At 63.7% G+C, this 15,678-nt stretch carries 14 protein-coding genes; 5 read left to right on the top strand and 9 right to left on the bottom strand.

Features of this window, described 5'->3' with window-relative positions; translation table 11 throughout:
- Positions 1–1,026: a YeiH family protein gene (locus M1E10_RS20555; protein WP_499174649.1), complete on the bottom strand. Its 1,026-nt coding sequence runs from the start codon at positions 1,024–1,026 to the stop codon at positions 1–3.
- 106 nt (positions 1,027–1,132) lie between these two features.
- Here M1E10_RS20555 and M1E10_RS20550 point away from each other — a divergent pair, with 106 nt between their 5' ends.
- Positions 1,133–2,029, top strand: coding sequence for a LysR family transcriptional regulator (locus M1E10_RS20550; protein ID WP_499174648.1), 897 nt, complete (start codon positions 1,133–1,135; stop codon positions 2,027–2,029).
- A gap of 6 nt (positions 2,030–2,035) precedes the next feature.
- Here M1E10_RS20550 and M1E10_RS20545 read toward each other — a convergent pair whose 3' ends face one another.
- The 4 genes from M1E10_RS20545 to M1E10_RS20530 all read right to left on the bottom strand — a co-directional run bounded on the left by M1E10_RS20545 (position 2,036) and on the right by M1E10_RS20530 (position 8,677).
- Positions 2,036–3,697, bottom strand: a complete 1,662-nt coding sequence (locus M1E10_RS20545) for an alpha-amylase family protein (RefSeq protein ID WP_499174647.1) — start codon at positions 3,695–3,697, stop codon at positions 2,036–2,038.
- 172 nt (positions 3,698–3,869) lie between these two features.
- Positions 3,870–5,777, bottom strand: coding sequence for a methyl-accepting chemotaxis protein (locus tag M1E10_RS20540; RefSeq protein WP_499174646.1), 1,908 nt, complete (start codon positions 5,775–5,777; stop codon positions 3,870–3,872).
- Positions 5,778–5,986: 209 nt separating this feature from the next.
- Positions 5,987–7,303, bottom strand: a complete 1,317-nt coding sequence (gene preA, locus M1E10_RS20535) for an NAD-dependent dihydropyrimidine dehydrogenase subunit PreA (RefSeq protein WP_499174645.1) — start codon at positions 7,301–7,303, stop codon at positions 5,987–5,989.
- Positions 7,304–7,315: 12 nt separating this feature from the next.
- On the bottom strand, positions 7,316–8,677 hold the full coding sequence (locus tag M1E10_RS20530) for an NAD(P)-dependent oxidoreductase (protein WP_499174644.1): 1,362 nt from the start codon (positions 8,675–8,677) through the stop codon (positions 7,316–7,318).
- Positions 8,678–8,963: 286 nt separating this feature from the next.
- On the opposite strand from M1E10_RS20530, the gene M1E10_RS20525 reads away from it, so the two are divergent.
- Positions 8,964–9,377, top strand: coding sequence for a DUF2325 domain-containing protein (locus tag M1E10_RS20525; RefSeq protein ID WP_499174643.1), 414 nt, complete (start codon positions 8,964–8,966; stop codon positions 9,375–9,377).
- Positions 9,358–9,573 (top strand): hypothetical protein, encoded by a 216-nt coding sequence (locus M1E10_RS20520; protein WP_499174642.1) that lies wholly within the window; start codon positions 9,358–9,360, stop codon positions 9,571–9,573. The genes M1E10_RS20525 and M1E10_RS20520 overlap by 20 nt, the downstream gene beginning before the upstream one ends.
- Here M1E10_RS20520 and M1E10_RS20515 read toward each other — a convergent pair.
- The 3 genes from M1E10_RS20515 to M1E10_RS20505 form a co-directional block, all read right to left on the bottom strand.
- On the bottom strand, positions 9,570–9,953 hold the full coding sequence (locus tag M1E10_RS20515; RefSeq protein WP_499174641.1) for a DUF423 domain-containing protein: 384 nt from the start codon (positions 9,951–9,953) through the stop codon (positions 9,570–9,572). The genes M1E10_RS20520 and M1E10_RS20515 overlap by 4 nt on opposite strands.
- Positions 9,954–9,957: 4 nt before the next feature.
- Positions 9,958–10,347, bottom strand: coding sequence for a group II truncated hemoglobin (locus M1E10_RS20510; RefSeq protein ID WP_499174640.1), 390 nt, complete (start codon positions 10,345–10,347; stop codon positions 9,958–9,960).
- A 75-nt stretch (positions 10,348–10,422) separates the two neighbouring features.
- Complete coding sequence (locus M1E10_RS20505; RefSeq protein WP_499174639.1) at positions 10,423–10,620, bottom strand: hypothetical protein; 198 nt, start codon at positions 10,618–10,620, stop codon at positions 10,423–10,425.
- 187 nt (positions 10,621–10,807) lie between these two features.
- Here M1E10_RS20505 and M1E10_RS20500 point away from each other — a divergent pair, with 187 nt between their 5' ends.
- Both M1E10_RS20500 and M1E10_RS20495 read left to right on the top strand, forming a co-directional pair.
- Positions 10,808–11,173 carry a response regulator gene (locus M1E10_RS20500; RefSeq protein WP_499174638.1) on the top strand — a complete coding sequence of 122 codons (366 nt, stop codon included), beginning with the start codon at positions 10,808–10,810 and terminating at the stop codon, positions 11,171–11,173.
- Between the two features lie 203 nt (positions 11,174–11,376).
- Positions 11,377–13,338: a putative bifunctional diguanylate cyclase/phosphodiesterase gene (locus M1E10_RS20495; protein ID WP_499174637.1), complete on the top strand. Its 1,962-nt coding sequence runs from the start codon at positions 11,377–11,379 to the stop codon at positions 13,336–13,338.
- Positions 13,339–13,380: 42 nt separating this feature from the next.
- On the opposite strand, the gene M1E10_RS20490 is transcribed toward M1E10_RS20495, so the two are convergent.
- Positions 13,381–15,429 carry an O-linked N-acetylglucosamine transferase, SPINDLY family protein gene (locus M1E10_RS20490; RefSeq protein WP_499174636.1) on the bottom strand — a complete coding sequence of 683 codons (2,049 nt, stop codon included), beginning with the start codon at positions 15,427–15,429 and terminating at the stop codon, positions 13,381–13,383.
- Positions 15,430–15,678: the final 249 nt, after the last annotated feature.

The following is a 15,678-nucleotide window of genomic DNA, read 5'->3' as shown; positions in this document are numbered from 1 at the left end:
TCAGAAGCCTGTGAGCTTCACCATCATCAGCCCGAAGACGGAGATGAACAGCCAGCCGAAGGCGCCCAGCGCCAGCGGCCGCGCGCCCTGCACCTTCAGCCGTCCGATCGTGGTGTGCAGTCCCATGGCGGCCAGTCCCATGGACAGCAGGAAGCTCGACAGCAGGGCACCCGCCTGATGGGCGAAGGCGGGGATGTCGATGCTGCTGTTTATCAGCACCATGGCGAGGAAGCCAAGCACGAACCAGGGCATGGGGCTCGACGCCGACGAACCGCCGCCCTGGCTGCGGCGGGCGGCATACGCCATGGCCATGACGAGGGGAGCCAGCAGCATGACCCGCGCCAGCTTGGCGATCGTGCCAGACTGGCCTGCCACGTCACCGCCCTGGAAGGCGGCAGCTACCACCTGCGCCACCTCATGGATGGTCGAGCCGGTCCAGACGCCATAGGCCTGCGGGTCGAGCGAGAGCGGGCCGGCGAGCAGCGGAAACAGCAGCATGGACATCGAGCCAAAGATCGTGACGCAGGCAACGGCGTAGGCAACCTGCTCGTCGCGACCGCCGGCGACGGTGTTGGCCGCAATCACCGCCGAGGCACCGCAGACGGAGGTGCCGGCGGCGATGAGGTCGGTCAGCGCCGGATCGACGCCGATGGCGCGGCCGACGAAGCGGATCGCCAGGAAGGTGGCAATGAGAGTTGCCGTCACCGCCGCCAGGCCGCCGAAGCCGAGCGAGAGGATCTGGCCCAGCGTCACCTGCAGGCCGAGCAGGATGATGCCGAGGCGCAACAGGCGCCGCATGGCAAACGCTATCCCGGGCGCGGCGGCGGCCGGCAGCTTCACTGCATTGCCGATCACCATGCCGATGACAATGGAGAGGATCAGCGGGCTCAGCCACAACCACTCGGTCAGCGTCCGGAAGGCAAGCGCCGTGACTGCTATGCCACCGGTGAGGAGGAGCCCGGTCGCCAGCGGCGTGAAACGGGGTTCAGGGCGGATTTGCTCGGAAGTCAATGTGGATTGGGTCATCGTTCTAATTCTGATCTGCAATGCGCAAATCCATCCTCAGCCACTTCCCAACACGAATCCAACGCGTAATATCGCTTGATCCGATCGAAAAATACGAACGATAGCCATGACCCTTGATCAGTTGCGTGTGTTCATCGAAGTGGCGGAGCGGCAGCATGTGACCCGAGCGGCCGCCGCGCTCAACATGACCCAGTCGGCGGCCAGTGCCGCCATCTCGGCGCTCGAGCGTCGGCATGATGTGGTTCTCTTCGACCGCATCGGCCGCCGGATCGAGCTGACGGAGGCGGGGCGGCTGTTTTTGCCGGAGGCGAGGGCGCTCCTGGAACGTGTCGCGTCGGCCGAGCACATGCTGGCAGATCTCGGCGGAACGGCTTCGGGCACCCTGCGGGTGCATGCCAGCCAGACGGTTGCCAGCTACTGGCTGCCGTCACGGCTGGTCGCCTATCATGAGCGCTTTCCGCGCGTCGACCTGCAGCTCACCGTCGGCAACACGCGAAGCGCAGCGGAGGCGGTGCTCGCCGGTCGGGCGGAGCTCAGCGTGGTCGAGGGCGAGGTCGAATTTCCGGACCTGGTGCGGACGCAGGTCGCCGCCGACCGCCTGCTCCTCGTGGTCGGCATTCGCCATCCCTGGCTGGAACAGCGGCGCATCCAGGCCGCGGACCTGACCGACACCACCTGGGTCATGCGCGAGGTGGGGTCCGGCACCCGTTCTGCCTTCGAGCGCGAGCTGCAGGCGCTCGACATCGATCCGGCGGGTCTGTCGGTGGTCCTGGAACTACCCTCCAACGAAGCGGTGATCGCCGCCGTCGAGGCCGGGCTCAGCGCAACGGTCATCTCGAGCAGGGCGGTCGACTGGCACCACGCCTCCGGCCGGGTGCGGGCGGTCGATTTTCCGATGCCGCTGCGGGCCTTCTCCGTGCTGCATCACAGGGAGCGGCATGTGACGCGGGCGATGCAGGCGATGCTGGACGTGCTGCAGGAGCCGGACAAAGCCGCCTTGTGACGGATGCTAGATCTCCGTGCGCCGCAGGAGGTAGTCGAGCCCGCCGACCCGGAACCAGCGGTAGGCGTGCGCCTCCAGCAACAGCCGGTGCCGCCCTTTGTCGTCGGCCTTGCTGCTTTCGCTGTCGACGATGTCGATCAGCGTATTGCTGTGCTCGCCGCAGCCGGGATCGACAAAGATCTCGACCGGCTCCGGGTAGAGGTTGTGGACGATCAGCACCGAATTGTTGCGCCAGTCGTAGCGCATGACCAGCACGCCGGGCTTGCCCGTGTCGATGACCCGGTAGTCGCCCCAGCCGATCTCCGGAACTTCCCTGCGCATGCGGATCAGCCGCTCCATCCAGTTAAGGAGAGAGTTCGGCAGGCGCCTCTGCTCGGCGACGTTGAGGTGATCGTAGGAGAAGGGGCCCTTGGAGATTACCGGCAGTACGGGGTTGTCGCTCCTGGTGAAGCCGCCCTGCTGTTCGTCGGACCACTGCATCGGAGTTCTGGCGCAATTGCGCTCGGGGAGTTCGAGGTCGTCGCCCATGCCGATCTCGTCACCGTAGCGGATGACCGGCGTGCCGGGCATCGAGAACATCAGGCTGTAGGCGAGCTCAAGGCGGCGCTGGTCGCCGCCCAGCATGGGAGCGAGGCGACGGCGGATGCCGCGATCGTAGAGCTGCATGTTCTTGTCAGGACCGAAGGCATCGAACACCGTCTGGCGTTGCTCCTTGCTCAGCCGGCCCAGGTCGAGTTCGTCGTGATTGCGCAGGAACTGGCCGAACTGCGCCGTCTGCGGCTTTTCCCTCGTCTCATCGAGCGCCTTGACCAGCAGCCCCGTGTCGCCTGACGCGAGCGCGTAGAAGAGGCTCTGGTTGACCGGGAAGTTGAACATCATCTGGATGCGGTCGCCGTCGTCGCCGAAGTACTGGATGTTGTCCTCCGGCAGGATGTTGGCCTCGCCGAGGATGATGCTGTCGCCCTGGCGCCACTGGAGGAACTCGCGGAACGTCCGCAGCATGGGAAACTGCGATTTCGGCTTCTTGAACTCCGCGCCCTTCTCGGCAATGACGAAGGGAACAGCATCCATCCGGAAGCCGCTGACGCCGAGCTGGATCCAGAAGCCCATGATCTTCAGGATTTCCTCCTGCACCATGGGGTTGGCGGTATTGAGGTCCGGCTGGAACTTGTAGAAGCGGTGGAAGTAATATTCGCCCGCCTTCTCGTCGCGGGTCCAGGTGCTTTCCTGCACACCCGGAAAGACGACGCCCTTGTCGGCACCGGCGGGCTTGGTCTTCGACCAGATGTACCAGTCGCGATAGGGCGATTTCGGATCGCTGCGGGCTGACTGGAACCAGGGGTGCTGGTCCGACGTGTGGTTGACGACCAGGTCGATCAGCACCCGGATGCCGCGCTGCTTGCAGCCATGGGTGAAATCAACGAAGTCGCCGAGCGTACCGAAGCGGGGGTCGACGTTGTAGTAGTCGGAGACGTCGTAGCCGTCGTCCTTGCCGGGAGAGGGCTGGAAGGGCATCAGCCAGATCGCAGTCACGCCGAGGCCGGCGATGTAGTCGAGGCGCCGGGACAGGCCCTCGAAATCGCCGACACCGTCGCCGTTGGCGTCCATGAAGGTTTCGACGGAAAGACAGTAGACGACGGCGTTCTTGTACCAGAGGTCGCTGATCACGGATTGGTTCTCCTGCTTGCTCCCTGCCGGCAATGAGATGAACCGGTATTTGTTCCGGTCGCCGGCATCCGTGGCAGACTGGCTTTCCTGAAAACCAGAGTGCCTGCGACCAAAGAAAAAGGCCCGGGAGCAGATGCTTCCGGGCCTTTCTGTTCCGAAGACAGGAGGTTGATCAGGCTGCGGCGCGAATGCCGCGGCTGGATGTCTGTCCGTGGCTGTCGAGCTTGAAGTTCTGCAGCATGGTCTGGAGCTGGAAGCTTTCCTGGGCAAGCGTGCTGCTCGCAGCCGTGGTTTCCTCGACCATGGCGGCGTTTTTCTGCGTCATCTGGTCCATCTGGTTGACGGACGAGTTGATCTCGGCCAGCGCCGTCGACTGTTCGCGGGCAGCCGTGGCAATCGACTCCACGTGACCATTGACGCGGTTGACGAGGCTTTCGATTTCCAGAAGCGCGTCGCCGGTGGAGCGGACCAGCGAGACGCCTCCGTCGACTTCCGACGCCGATGCCGTGATCAGTGTCTTGATCTCCTTGGCGGCATTGGCCGAGCGCTGTGCAAGCTCGCGGACTTCCTGGGCGACAACGGCAAAGCCTCGACCGGCTTCACCGGCACGAGCGGCCTCGACGCCGGCGTTTAGGGCCAGCAGGTTGGTCTGGAAGGCGATCTCGTCGATGACCGAGATGATCTGGCTGATCTTGTTGGAGGAGTCTTCGATGCGGCCCATCGCATCGACCGCACTGCGGACGATCTCGCCGGATTTTGCAGCGCTCTGGCGGGTTTCATGGACCATGTCGCGGGCTTCGACGGCACGCGCGGAGGAGGCGCGGACCGTTGCGGTAATTTCGTCGAGCGCCGCTGCCGTTTCTTCGAGTGCCGCAGCCTGCTGCTCGGTGCGCTTGGAGAGATCGTTGGCCGCCGAGCTCAGTTCGGCGGAGTTGTCGTTGATCGTGCTGGCGGCGCCGCGAACATTGTTCATGGTGGCGCGCAGCGTTACCATCGTCGCGTTGACGTTGGCCTGCAGTTCGGCGAAGGCACCCTGGAACTGGCCGTTCATCGTCTGCGTCAGGTCGGCATCGGCAAGCGCTGCGATCACGCGGCGAACTTCGGCCACTGCCGTATCGACGCTGCCGACGAGTTCGTTGACGCTGCGAGCGAAGCGGTTCAGGTCCTCGTTGCTATAGTCCTTGTTGATGCGACCGGAGAAATCGCCGGCAACAGCGGATGCGACGACGACGGCGATGCTGGACTGGAGGTCGCTGCTGCGCTCGTGGAGAACTGCTTCCTGAGCCTTGAGTTCGCGCATGGTGAGAGCGTTGTTGCGGAAGACTTCGACCGCACGGGCCATCTCGCCGATTTCATCCTTGCGGGAGGCATCGATAGAGACGTTTTCCAGGTCCCCCTGGGCCAGACGGCTCATGCCCTGCGTCAGCGAGCGGATCGGCAGGACGATGCCACGGCGGGCAACGAGCGTGCTGATGGCCGCGCCGATCAGGATGAAGGCGAGCGCCGATGCGGCGGCGATGATCATCGCATTGGTGGAGGAGGAAAGAGCTTCGGCACGGGCGGTCGCGAGTGCCTCGCCGGAGTAGGTGCTGTAGACCTTGACGGTGTCGGTGACGACCTTCTGGCCGGCAAGCGCCGTGTCGAGCGCGGCCGAGATCGCCGCAGCATCGCCGGGGTTCTGTTCGGCCACCGTCACCATGGCGCGGATGTTGTTGAAGTAGCTGTCGAGCGCTGCACGGATCGTCTTCAGCTGCTCCTTCTCGGTGGCGTCAGCCGTGGCCTCGATCTTGGGGAGGCGGTCCAGCATTTCTCCTGCGCGCTTCTCGGTCTGGGCGCGGAAATCCGTCGCCTTCTCGGGGGATGCTGCCAGCTGGTAGGTCATGCGGCTGATGGCGATGATGTCGACGCGCAGGTCCATCGCTTCGCGAGCAACCTCTTCTCTGGCGCCGACCGATGTCATTGCCTTCTGGAGTCCATAGAGGCCGCCGCCGGAGATGGCGGCGATGATCAGGGATGAAACTCCCATTACGACGACAAGAAGACCAATCTTCTTGGAGATGCCCATATTCTTAAAATTCATGGTCTGAATCCTGGTTGTATACGCGAGTGCGTGGCGGCGCAGATGATCATCGCCAGAAGAAATCCCACACAACACTTTGCAGACTTGCGCTAATTCCAGGTTAAGATCCGAACGGATCTCTTGCACTGCAGCACGTGCAGGTACGTTGCTGTAAGACCCCTACATTCTGAAAGAGTAAGGGCGGCCATGGGTCGCCCCTTTCTCTGTCGTCACTCGGCAGCCACGGGAGCGGCCATCGGATTGTTGGGATGCGTGGTCCAGTTGGCGTAGGCGGGATCGACCACCTTGCCGGTCCGCTCGTCGAGAGCGCCGGCGGGCAGCGCTTCCAGCGTGATGCAGTCTTCCACGGGACAGACGTTGACGCAGAGGTTGCAGCCGACGCATTCGTCCTCCATCACCTCGAAATGCCGTATCCCGTTGACGACGCTGGTGATCGCCTGATGGGACGTATCCTCGCACGCGATGTGGCAGCGGCCGCACTTGATGCAGAGGTCCTGGTCGATACGGGCCTTGGCGACGTAGTTGAGGTTCAGGTACTGCCAGTCGGTGACATTGCCGACGGCGCGGCCGCAGATGTCGTCGAGACTCCTGTGTCCCTTGGCATCCATCCAGTCCGACAGGCCGGTGATCATCTCCTCGACGATCTTGAAGCCATAGGTCATCGCCGCCGTGCAGACCTGCACGTTGCCGGCGCCGAGCGCCAGGAATTCGGCAGCATCGCGCCAGGTGGTGACGCCGCCGATGCCGGAGATCGGCAGGCCGTAGGTTTCCGGATCGCGGGCGATTTCCGCCACCATGTTCAGCGCGATCGGCTTGACCGCCGGGCCGCAATAGCCGCCATGGCTGCCCTTGCCGGCGATCGACGGGTTGGGCGAGAACGTGTCGAGATCGACGGAGACGATCGACGAGATGGTGTTGATGAGCGAGACCGCATCGGTGCCGCCGCGCTTGGCGGCACGCGCCGGATAGCGGACGTCGGTGATGTTGGGGGTCAGCTTGGTGATCACCGGCATACGGGTGTACTGCTTGCACCAGCGCACCACCATCTCGATGTATTCCGGCACCTGGCCGACGGCCGATCCCATGCCGCGCTCCGACATGCCGTGCGGACAGCCGAAGTTGAGCTCGATGCCGTCCACCTCGGTTTCCTCGACCAGCGGCAGGATCGCCTTCCAGGCCTCCTCCTCGCAGGGCACCATGATGGAGGCGACGATGGCGCGGTCGGGCCAGTTCTTCTTGACCTCCTTCATTTCGCGCAGGTTCACGTAGAGATCGCGGTCGGTGATCAGCTCGATGTTGTTCAAGCCGAGCAGCCTGCGGTCGGCGCCCCAGATGGCGCCGTAGCGCGGGCCGTTGACGTTGACGACCGGTGGGCCTTCCTCGCCGAGCGTTTTCCAGACGACGCCGCCCCAGCCGGCCCGGAAGGCGCGCTCGACGTTATAGGCTTTGTCGGTCGGCGGTGCGGAAGCCAGCCAGAAGGGGTTGGGCGACTTGATGCCGACGAAGTCGTTGCGGATATCAGCCATGTCCGTTCTCCCTCAGGCGACTGCGGCGGCGGGGCGAACGCCGGCAGCCAGCAGCGTGTTGATGCTTTCGGCAGCGTCGCGACCCTGTGCCACGGCCGTGACGGTCAGATCCTCGCCGGTCCCGACGCAGTCGCCGCCGGCCCAGACGCCGGCCATGGAGGTGCGGCCTGTCGCATCGGTGACGATCCTGCCGGCCTCCATGCGCAGGGTGCCGAGACCGCTGGCGGCAAAGGTCTGGCCGATCGCCTTCATAATCTGATCGGCGGCGATGACGCCGGTTTCGCCGGTGCCGGCGAGCTTGCCGTCGACCATCGCCGTATATTCCAGCTCGATACCGGCCACCGTGCCGTCCTTGCCGACGATGCGCCTGGGCGCCAGCCAGTGGCGGATGATGACGCCGTTGGCGGCGGCCAGATCCTGCTCGTAGCCGGACGCGTTCATGTGCTCCTTGCCGCGGCGGTAGCAGATGTTCACCTCCTCGGCGCCGAGCAGCTTTGCCTGAATGGCGGCATCGATGGCGGTCATGCCGCCGCCGAGCACCACGACCCGGCGACCGACCGGAACCGCGGCCTTGTCGGTGGCCTGGCGCAGGGCGGCGATGAATTCCACTGCGTCGTCGACGCCCGCCAGCTCTTCGCCCTCGATGCCGAGGGCGTTCACCCCCGACAACCCGATGCCGAGGAAGACGGCATCGAACTCTTCCGTCAGCTCCGGCAGCGTGAAGTTGCGGCCCAGCATCTGGCCGGTGCGGATCTCGATGCCGCCGATTGCGGTGACATAGGCGACCTCGCGCTGCGCGAAGTCGTTGGTCGCCTTGTAGGTGGCGATGCCGTATTCGTTGAGGCCGCCTGGCTTTTCGCGAGCGTCGAAGATGACGACGTCGTGGCCGTGCAGGGAGAGGCGGTGGGCGCAGGCAAGCCCCGCGGGTCCGGCGCCGATGACCGCGATGCGGTGACCACTTGCGGCAGACCGCGTGTAGAACTGCCGCCCTGCCTCCATGGCGATGTCGGTTGCGTAGCGCTGCAGGTTGCCGATCTCGACCGGGCGGTCTTCGGCGGTATTGCGCACGCAGGCCTGCTCGCAGAGCGTTTCTGTGGGACAGACGCGGGCGCACATGCCGCCGAGAATGTTCTGGTCGAAGATGGTCTTGGCCGAACCCATCGGATTGCCCGTCGATATCTGCCGGATGAACAGCGGGATATCGATGGCGGTGGGACAGGCCGTCATGCAGGGCGCGTCGTAGCAGAAGTAGCAGCGGTCGGCGGCCACCAGCGCCTCGTGCTTGTCGAGGCGCGGATGAAGGTCGGCAAAATTCGATGCGTAGCGCTCGGGAGACAGGCGTCCGGCCTGAATCCCGCTTCCCAGTCGTTCCATCTGAGTTCCCTCTTTTATGGCTTTATGGACAACTATTGGAGGCAGGCTAGCACAAGCCAAAAATTTATCAAACGGTAAAACTTTTGGGTTCCCGACGTGCCGAGCCTGGGCGGCCACGACAAGTTCACAGGCATCCGGATCACCGCGATCGAGCGCGACCGAAGCGGCGCCGCGGTCGGATTGCTGCTAGCGGATTTAATCTTTACTATTCCACTCATGTTTCATAAAGTCGCGTCGAAACTGAGAGGGCGGTCGAGATCGACTGCCCGCCAAGCAGGAGACAAGCATGGCGAAGAAGGGCAAGAAGGGCGGCCGGCAGACCAAGCAGCCAGCGGCTGACGCCGTGGAAACGGTCCCCAAGCTTCAGCGTCCGGAGCCCATTCGCAGCTTCCTCTATGTCGGCGGGCGCGACTGCCAGGTCGCCCATCTTCGCCAGATCGCCAGCAACCATGGTGCCGAACTCATCCACCACGATGGCGGCTTGCGCGAGGCCGTGTCACGCATCGACACCGTGCTGCCGTCGGTCGACTGCGTCTTCTGCCCCATCGACTGTATCAGCCATGATGCGTGTCTGAGGGTGAAGACCGGCTGCAAGAAGTTCGGAAAGACCTTCGTCCCCCTGCGCAATGGCTCGAAGTCCAGCCTGGACCGGGCGCTGCAGACCATGAAGGAGCAATGCGATGACAGAAGAACGTCCTGACGCCAGCCTGCTGATCGGGCTGCACAAGCTCGCCGATCAGAATGGAGACGGATTAGTGCCGGAACTCTACGCGCTGCTGGCGGCGCGACCAGAGGCCGATCCGGCGACCATCGTGCCATTCCCGGGGGAGCGCCGGACAGCCTCGAACCATGACACCCGCGATGGAAAGGGTGAGGTGGTCGCGTTTCGCCGTTAGCGGCCAGCGCCGGCCGGACGGTCTTTGAAGAAGGCGCCGGCCGCCACAACCAGCCAGCCAAGGATCATCGTCGTGCCGCCGATCGGCGCTGCCATGGGAAACAGCCCCGTCGCCAGGAAATGGCGGGCGAGCAGATCGCCCCCGAAGAGGACTGTGCCAAGGGCGATCACCAGGGCCGCCAGCGTCGCCGTCCGAACAAGGCGATGTCCGGCATGCAGCGCCAGAAGCGCCGGTGCATGGGCAAGACACATGGTGGAGGCCGAGCCCAGAAGTCGCATGTCGCCACCGTGGCTGGCTGCCGCCGCCAGCGCCACCCCTGCAGCTCCCAGGAGGCCGCTCACAAACAGAATCAACGGCCGCAGATTGTCGAGTCTTTCCATCGGCCTATTCCCTGTTCTGCATATGAAATGCGAGCCGCTCGATGGGCGGCCAGATAATCTCGCGCAGCTTCGGGTTGTCGACCGTCTCGTCAAGGGCGCGGCGGAAGCAGAGCAGCCATTCGGCCGTTTCCGCCGGGCCGATCGGGGCCGCGAAGTGCCGGCTTCTCAGTCGCGGATGACCATATTTCTCGACATAGACAGGCGGGCCGCCGAGGTAGCCTGTCAGATAATCGTAAAGCTTGGCCTCGCTGCCCTCAAGTGTGGGCGGATGCACGGCACGACAGCGGGCGGCTTCGGGAAGCGTATCCATCAGTGCATAGAAGCGTCTCGTCAGCGCCCGCACGGTCGGGTCGCCACCGATCGCTTCGTACAAGGTAATGGTGTCCGCTGTCATTCAGTTTTCCTCGGCGCCATTCTCCTGTCGCTCTAGAAGTCCCGGGCGAGGCTGGCAAGCGCCACAGCGTCGCAGTCAGTCAGGGCCCACATCGGCATCGTCGCCACCCTCGTCGGCGAGCGAGCCCGTGCCGGGAGTCTTTTCCGCATCGGTCAGTCTGTCCTTGGCGTGCGGCCCGGCCGCTTTGCTGCTCGATGTCCCGGAAGGGACCTGCGCCTGGTCGCGGTTCTCGACGGCCTCCTGGGCCTTCTGGTCTTTATTGTCTTCGCTCATGGCACGGCTCCTTCGTTGAATGTCATAACACGGGCCGGTCGAGCGTTGTTCCCTGGGCGCCCTGCATCGGATTTCATACGGCCGCGATCGGGCTCATTGCACCGAAAACCATGGAACGTAACCGCATCTCGCCTGTTGTGAAGCAGGAGCGGCTGCCGTCCAGACTGCGAGAATAAGATTATGATCCATGAGTAAAATTGTCCCCGTTCTCGTTGTCGAAGACGAGCCCCTGCTGCGGCTCGACATTGTAGACAGTCTGCAGGACGTGGGGTTCCTCGTATTCGAGGCCGCCAACTCGGCCGAGGCAATTGCAATCCTGATGGAGCACGAGGAGATCAGGCTCGTATTCACCGATGTGGATATGCCCGGAAGCATGGACGGGATCATGCTCGCCGCCTACATCCACGACCGTTGGCCGCCTCTCAAGATCATCGTGACGTCCGGCTATCGCCGGGTGACTCAGGACGACATCCCGGCGGAAAGCCGCTTCTTCAGCAAACCCTATGATATCGACACGGTTGTGCGGTCGATGCACGAGATGCTTGCCGCGTAAGCGCCCGCCGTTCTTCCCAGGCCAGCGCTCTACTTCTTTATTAACGTTTTGCTGAAATACTCTGTTGGTCGGGCTTTTGCGCCATGATGGCCTGCAGAAGCACATCTGCCACGCTCGACATGGGTCGCTCGGCGACCAATTCTCCCCCTTTTGTGCTGGCACACTGTTGCCGCCCTGCGGCAGCGACGCGCCAGGAGGTGATCATGCAAATCGCGCGCTGGATAGCAAAAGTCTTTGGCGATCAATCCGATCTCCCGGAATTCCGGCGGGCGCAATACCGGGAGCTTTCGCGCCAGGTCCCGTTGATGTACGCCATCATCATCGTCAATATGGCGATGCTTGCATTGACCTATGTGGGCAAGGCACCCGCCATTCTCTCGATCTGGCTCCCCGCCATCTTCGTCGCGATCTGCCTGGTGCGAGCGATCCGCATGGCCTATGGGCGCCACCATGTGCCTTCCGATGAGGTGATGGGGCGGGCACTGCGCACTGTGGTGGTGCTTGCCTGCGGGCTGGGGTTCACGGTCTCCACCTGGTCGCTGCTGCTCTTCGGCTACGGCGATATATTCACCCAGGGCCAGAACGTCTTCTTCACGGCCATCACCATCATCACGGTCATGACATGCCTGCGCCCCTTGAATCAGGTGGCTCCGGCGCTCTTCATCCTCGTGATCCTGCCGACTGCGATCTTCCTCTCCCTCCAGCACAACAATGTATTCCTGGCTGTCGCCATCAACATGTTGCTTGCCATTGGCGGGATGATCCTCGTCATGCAGCGCTCGCATGCCGATTTTCGCGACCGCATCTACAAGCAGATCGAGCTCGACAGCCAGCGGACGCAACTGGAGTCGCTGAATGAAGCCATCAGCCTTCTTGCGAACCAGGACAGCCTCACCGGGCTGGCCAACCGGCGCTGTTTTCTCAATGCCCTAGATCAGCGGATCGCCGACTACCACCGCCAGGGAAAACGCGGGGAGTTTGCCGTGGGCATTCTGGACCTCGACGGGTTCAAGCCGGTGAATGATGTCTTCGGGCACTTCGTCGGTGATCAGCTTCTGCAGGAGGTCGCCAGGCGGCTGCCTGCCAGCCTGCCGCCGGAGACACTCGTGGCCCGCCTGGGAGGGGATGAGTTCGCACTGATCCTGCCGCCAGCCAGCGTGGAAGAGCTCCAGGAGATCTGCCGCCGGGCCATGGCGGTGCTTGCGCATCCCTTCACGTTCGCGGAGGGCAGCGTGACGATCTCGGCAACCTGCGGCATTGCCTGCTTCCCGAGTGCTGCTGAAACGGGACTCGAGCTCTTCAAGAAGGCGGATTTTGCGCTCTGCTACTCCAAGCAGCACGACAGGGGGAGCGTCACCGTCTTCTCAGACCTCCATGAAGCCGGCGTCAAGAAAGCGGCGGCGGTGGCGCAGCGGCTTCGCAGCGTCGTGGTCGAGCAGGCCTTCCATCTGGAGTACCAGCCGATCGTCGACCGCACCGGCATACCCTTGGGTTTCGAGGCGCTGGCCCGCTGGCGCGATCCGGTGCTGGGGGATGTGCGACCGGATGTGTTCATCCGCGTGGCCGAACAGGCGGGCCTCATCGGCAAGATCACCGTACCGCTGTTCCGCAGCGCCCTTCGCGCGGCGCGGTCGTGGCCCGAACATCTGCGGCTGTCCTTCAACCTGTCCGCCTTTGACGTCTGCAGCGAGACCACGATGGACGCCATCCTGGCGGAGATCGCTTCGGCAGGATTTCCGCCGCAGCGCCTGATGTTCGAGATCACGGAATCGGCGATCATGCAGGATTTTTCCCGCGCGGTGGATGCGCTCAGCCTGCTGCGGTCGAAGGGAGCGACGGTGGCGCTCGACGACTTCGGCACCGGCTATTCCAGCCTCAGCTACATGCGCCGATTGCCGATCGACCGGATCAAGGTCGATCGCTCCTTTATAATCGATCTGGAGAACGAGGCGACTGCTCGGGACATCGTGCGCGCCATTTCGTCGATGTGCCAGAGCCTCGGGCTCGAATGCATCGTCGAGGGCGTCGAAACGCATGCGCAGCTGCAGTTCCTCGCCACCAGCGGATGCACCGGCTACCAGGGATATCTCTTCTCCAGGCCGATGCCACAGGTGGCGATCGCCAATTACCTCGGCGAGCAGGAACAGCTCCGCAAGAGAGCCTGAAGCTTCGAGTTGCTTGTGACGTGCCGGCCCCGCGAGCCGGCGTCAGGCCGCCGGATCCCGCCATAGACGCCGGTCGTAGGGAAGCGGCGAGTAGTCGTGCAGCTTGGCCAGCGCGTCGATGTAGCGCTTCCGGTAGGTCTCTTCGTCCTCGAACTCGACATGCTGCTGCAGAAGTTCGGCGCCCACCTCGTAGTAGACGTCGAGGTTGGTCATGTCGGGCAGGGGCGTCTCGCCGCGCTCGCGCTCGCCCTGCATCTGCCAGAAGAGTTCCTCCAGCCGCCGGACAAAGGCAGGCGTGTCCTGCAGGACACTTGTGGTGCGCTGACTCTCCAGCGAGGTGCGGACGGCGGCAAGGCTCTCGCGGTCCCGTTCGAAGGCAATTGCCCGCTGTACGTATTCATCCGGTGTGGTGCAGATGAGCTCCGGAATGCCGGCTGCAGCGACGATGCTGGTGCAGACCCGCGGCGCGAAGCCGGCGCCGGAGATGGTGAGCACCGGCAGGCCGGCCGAGAGGGCATCCGTGGCCGTCGCATGGGCGCCGTAGGGCGAGGTGTCGAGAAAGAGATCCGCCAGCGCCATCCGGGCGATGTGCCCGGAATGGTCGGCAACCGGGGTCGCAAAGATCAGCCGGTCTGCATCGACGCCACTCTGCGCCGCCAGCTTGCACAGGCGGTCCTGGGCGACGGCGTCGCCGCTGCGAAGCCAGAGGACGCTGCCCGGGGTGGCCTGAAGGATCTGCATCCAGCGGCCGAAGCAGTTGGCGTTGATCTTCTGCATGCCGTTGAAGCAGGCATAGACGAAAGCGTCTTCCGGGAGGCCGCTTTCGGCGCGGCTCGGCGGGGCGGTCAGCTGCCTGGTGCGGTCGATGGCGAGATAGCAGGAGAGCCGCAGCACCTTCTCGGTGAAGTATATCTCCTGTTCCGGCGGGATGATGTGCCCATCGGCGATGATGTACTGGTGCGCGGCACTCGCCATGGAACCGGGGAAGCCGCAGAAGTTCACGATCACCGGGGCCGGGCGGTAGACGAAGATCTTCGTGCGGGCGTTCTTGGTGTAGCCGTTGAGGTCGATCAGAATGTCGATCTCGTCGGCGGAAACGAGCTTGGCAGCATCGACATCGCTCAGCGCCGTGATGTCGCGCCAGCAGTCGACAGCGGCGCGGATACGCCCCTGCGTCTCGTCGTTGGGACGGATCGCACCGGAGTAATAGGCGTAGACCTCGACACTCGACTTGTCGTGCAGCTCGAACGCTTCGCTGAGGGCAAAGCCGACGGCATGTTCGCGGAAATCGGACGAGACATAGCCGACCCGCAGCCGCTCGCCAGTCCCGACCTTCTTCTTCGGCTGCTTGCGCGGGAAGGCGCTCAGATCCGGTCGTCCGGCCTGCGTCTTGCTGAAGCGATAGGCCTTGGCCAGCTGGAACATCGGATCGTCGGCATGAAAGGCGAGCGTCAGAGGCGACATCGAGTCGAGCAACTGGCGGTAGGTCACGTGTTCCGAGGGTGCGAGAACCGGCCACTTGCACTGCCGTTGACGCGCCGCGGTCCAGTGCTGGCCAGCCTCCGTCCGGTCCGGCTGGAGCTCGATCGCCTGCCAGAGTGCTGCCTCAGCCTCTTCGAGCCGCCCGGCGCCTTCCAGAACACGGCCGGTATGCTGGAGGCTCATCAGGCGATGGCCGATCCTTTCCGGCGTGATGTCGGATGTGACTCCTACGTAATCGCGCCACTGCTGGATGGCCTGCCCGGGCAAGCCGCTGTCTTCCAGGGCGCGGCCCAGGTTGATGTAGCCGGCGCCAAAGCGCGGGTTGGCTTTGACGCAGGCCCGCAAGGCCTGCACGGCGCCTGCGGTATCGCCCATCTGCCCCAGCGTCACGCCGTAGTTGAAGTAGGCCAGGTGGAGGAGGGGGCTCGTGTCGTTGTAGGCGATCCAGGTCTTGAAGAACTCCGCTGCCTGGGCTCGTTGCCCCGAGACGTTGAAGCTTTCCGTAATCCTGAAAAGTTCAACCAGTGGAAGGGTGCCTGTGCGTGCACGATCCAGAAGGCCGATCAGCGGGGAGGCGGGCTCTGAGGCAAAGGCGTTGTTGATCAGCATGGATATCCCAAAAGCAGGTGGCGGTTTGCCGACGGCGTCGTGACGCGGGCAGTTGATTGTCTATAGTGCCGCTAGCTTGCGTTGGACTTGCCTGAGTAAGAGACGACATTGCCAAAAAGCAGCGAAATCCGCCAAACCCGCAATCGGGTCCTGATGCCCACGCAGAGAATTTTGGGCGATAAAGCCCAAAAATCTGAAGATTTACTTCCATCTCCCAGCGATGTCGAGATATTCAAATGAATATCCTGC

This window comes from Rhizobium sp. PK7-22 (assembly GCF_056530405.1).
This window is presented reverse-complemented; position numbering and strand designations above follow the sequence as displayed.